The sequence below is a fragment of the Bartonella sp. AP1QHHD genome (assembly GCF_042196265.1).
In the GTDB taxonomy this organism is placed as follows: domain Bacteria; phylum Pseudomonadota; class Alphaproteobacteria; order Rhizobiales; family Rhizobiaceae; genus Bartonella.
Map to the genome: position 1 here is coordinate 1 of NZ_JBHIPW010000094.1, position 2,249 is coordinate 2,249.

The 2,249-nt window shown below is 38.2% G+C and carries 3 protein-coding genes; all 3 read left to right on the forward strand.

Going from position 1 to position 2,249, the window contains the following annotated elements; all coding sequences use genetic code 11:
* Nucleotides 1-349 (forward strand): DUF1376 domain-containing protein (locus ACFIME_RS08825; protein WP_375684814.1); only part of this gene is annotated, 349 nt, incomplete at its 5' end.
* On the forward strand, nucleotides 339-1,463 hold the full coding sequence (locus ACFIME_RS08830; protein ID WP_375684815.1) for a hypothetical protein: 1,125 nt from the start codon (nucleotides 339-341) through the stop codon (nucleotides 1,461-1,463). The genes ACFIME_RS08825 and ACFIME_RS08830, both read left to right, overlap by 11 nt.
* Nucleotides 1,405-1,923 (forward strand): hypothetical protein, encoded by a 519-nt coding sequence (locus ACFIME_RS08835; RefSeq protein ID WP_375684816.1) that lies wholly within the window; start codon nucleotides 1,405-1,407, stop codon nucleotides 1,921-1,923. Before ACFIME_RS08830 ends, ACFIME_RS08835 begins: the two co-directional genes overlap by 59 nt.
* Nucleotides 1,924-2,249: the final 326 nt, after the last annotated feature.

Consider the following 2,249-nt stretch of genomic DNA (forward strand, 5'->3'; position numbering starts at 1 on the left):
CATGTCTAATGGTATGCCATGGATAAGATTCCATTTGTATGACTGGATAAGTGGTACAAATGGAATGACATCTGAACAAAGAGGCGTTTATATCACGCTTCTCGTTCGCATGTACGATAAAAAAGCACCAATTAAAGAAGATTTTGAAACGCTTGCACGTGTTTGCAATTGTTCACAAAAAAAGTTTGCGACTATTGTCGAATATCTCATGAGAAATAATAAACTTGTTGAGACAGATAATGGATTGTGGAATACGCGCGTTGAAGAAGAACTCAATAACCTCAGTGAAGAGCTAGATAATTTTACCTTTAATAATAATGAAGAAAAGGAGGTAAAATATGTCAACTAAATTGGCTTGGACGAGACTTAATACAGACCAGTGGCTATTTAAACTCTCTGATTTACCACCTATGGAAGTCAATGTTTATGTGAAGTTGCGGATAAGAATGTTACACACGCGTGAGCCTCTTTTGAATGATGCACGAATATTATCTCATTTTACTTGTTGTTCAGTAAAAAGATTTGAAAAGGCGTTAAATTATTTATTTAGATCTGGACACATCATTTGTTTAGAAGATGGACGCTTGTGGAGTTTAGATGTTGAAGAAGAACTCAATAACTCAAATGAAAATTTAAATAAGTTTTCAGAGAGAGCAAAGAAAGCAGCGCAGGCAAAATGGGCAAAACATCATAAAGCAAAAACAATGAGTGATGATCAAGATGCTAAAAATGCTAAGCATGATGCTAACGGTATGCTTAAGGATGCTAAGCATGATGCTTGTGGGGATTTTAGCAATGCACAAGAAATGCTTAATGATGCCATTAACAATAACAATAACATATATAATAAAAAAACTAAAACTATCGTTTTAGCAAAAAAAGAAATTGGTTCTGAAAGTTTAGCAACAATCGATTTGGTTGACGAGCCAACAGAGGTTGCTGCTGTTGAGACCACATCAGAGCAAATCGAAACCTCATCAGACAACCAACCTTCCATTCACGAGCAAGAGAACGTTCCCAAAAAAGCAAAACGAGTGCAAGCTAATCGCGGTTGTCGATTGCCAGAAGATTTTGAACCCGATTACGATTTTGCAATCGAAAAAGGCTTGCCTCCAGAGCGTGTCAAAGTCGAAATCGCAAAGTTTCGAGATTTTTGGAAAGCCTGTGCAGGAAAGAATGCTATCAAACGTGATTGGCAAGCAACATGGAGAAACTGGGTGCGAAAGGCTATCGAGGTTTTAGAAAAAACAAAAAACACGAACAACAATGGTGGAAACAATGGAAATTACACTCAAAAGCAAAAAAGCATTGGGGAGCGTATCGCAGACAGTCTCCTTGATATCGGAAATCGAGGGTATTTTGAAACACATTCATGCGATGATACCTCCGAGCGGTCCGTTTGTTTTGAAGGAAGGCAGCCAATTAACGAAACAGCAGGAATCGATTGCTTTAGAGGCTGGTGATCAATTGCAAGAGCTCTTCGCCGTGAAAGCAGGTAAAGAGGATATAGCAAAAGCTATTCGCATGCTGTCGTGTGGTTTGAAAATAGCACAACAATCAGACCATGAGGGAATGGCGTTGACCTATGGAATGGTTTTGGAAAATGTCTCTGCATGGTCACTGATGACAGTGGTCAAACGGATTTTATGTGATGAAATAAATTGTTTATCCGATACGTTTTTTCCGAGCACACGTGAACTTGTCAGGTTGTGTCGTGATTTAGAAAACGATCTTTTGAGAAAAGCCAATTTTGTCCGCAATGCTGTTTTGAGATTCCGTGAAAAGGAGTTGAAAGAACAAGCAGAGAAAGAGCATTCAAGCCCCCTTACGGTTATTCACAAGCAAAAACTTGAAGAGACTCTAAATGGCATTGGTGGGATAATGAAACGCTTTAGTCCACAGCAAAATAGTGAAAAGTGCTGATCATTTTACGATTAGATATGCATTTAAATCGACAAAAAGGTACCATACAAAGCGATTTAAAGATTTTACGATGAAAACCACATCCGCAATATAAAACGCTCTGTACGGTCAAATTTGAGGTAAATAGACCAATTGGTAAAATTATGGACTAAAAACATGAGAATATTAAAACGAAGATTCTTTAAAAAACGTAAACAGCCTATGCAAAAAAAGTTTATCGCAACGGCTGTTGGGTATGTTCCTTGGGGAGATGGAGCAGAGGAGTATTTTTACAACCTCTACGAATATGAAGACGGCACAAGAGAGTGTGAAAAGTTTGACGGTGG

What these genes read in the sequence shown, in the direction of transcription:
- ACFIME_RS08830 (WP_375684815.1), top strand. Translation starts at nt 339, where the DNA reads ATGTCAACTAAATTGGCTTGGACGAGACTTAATACAGACCAGTGGCTA.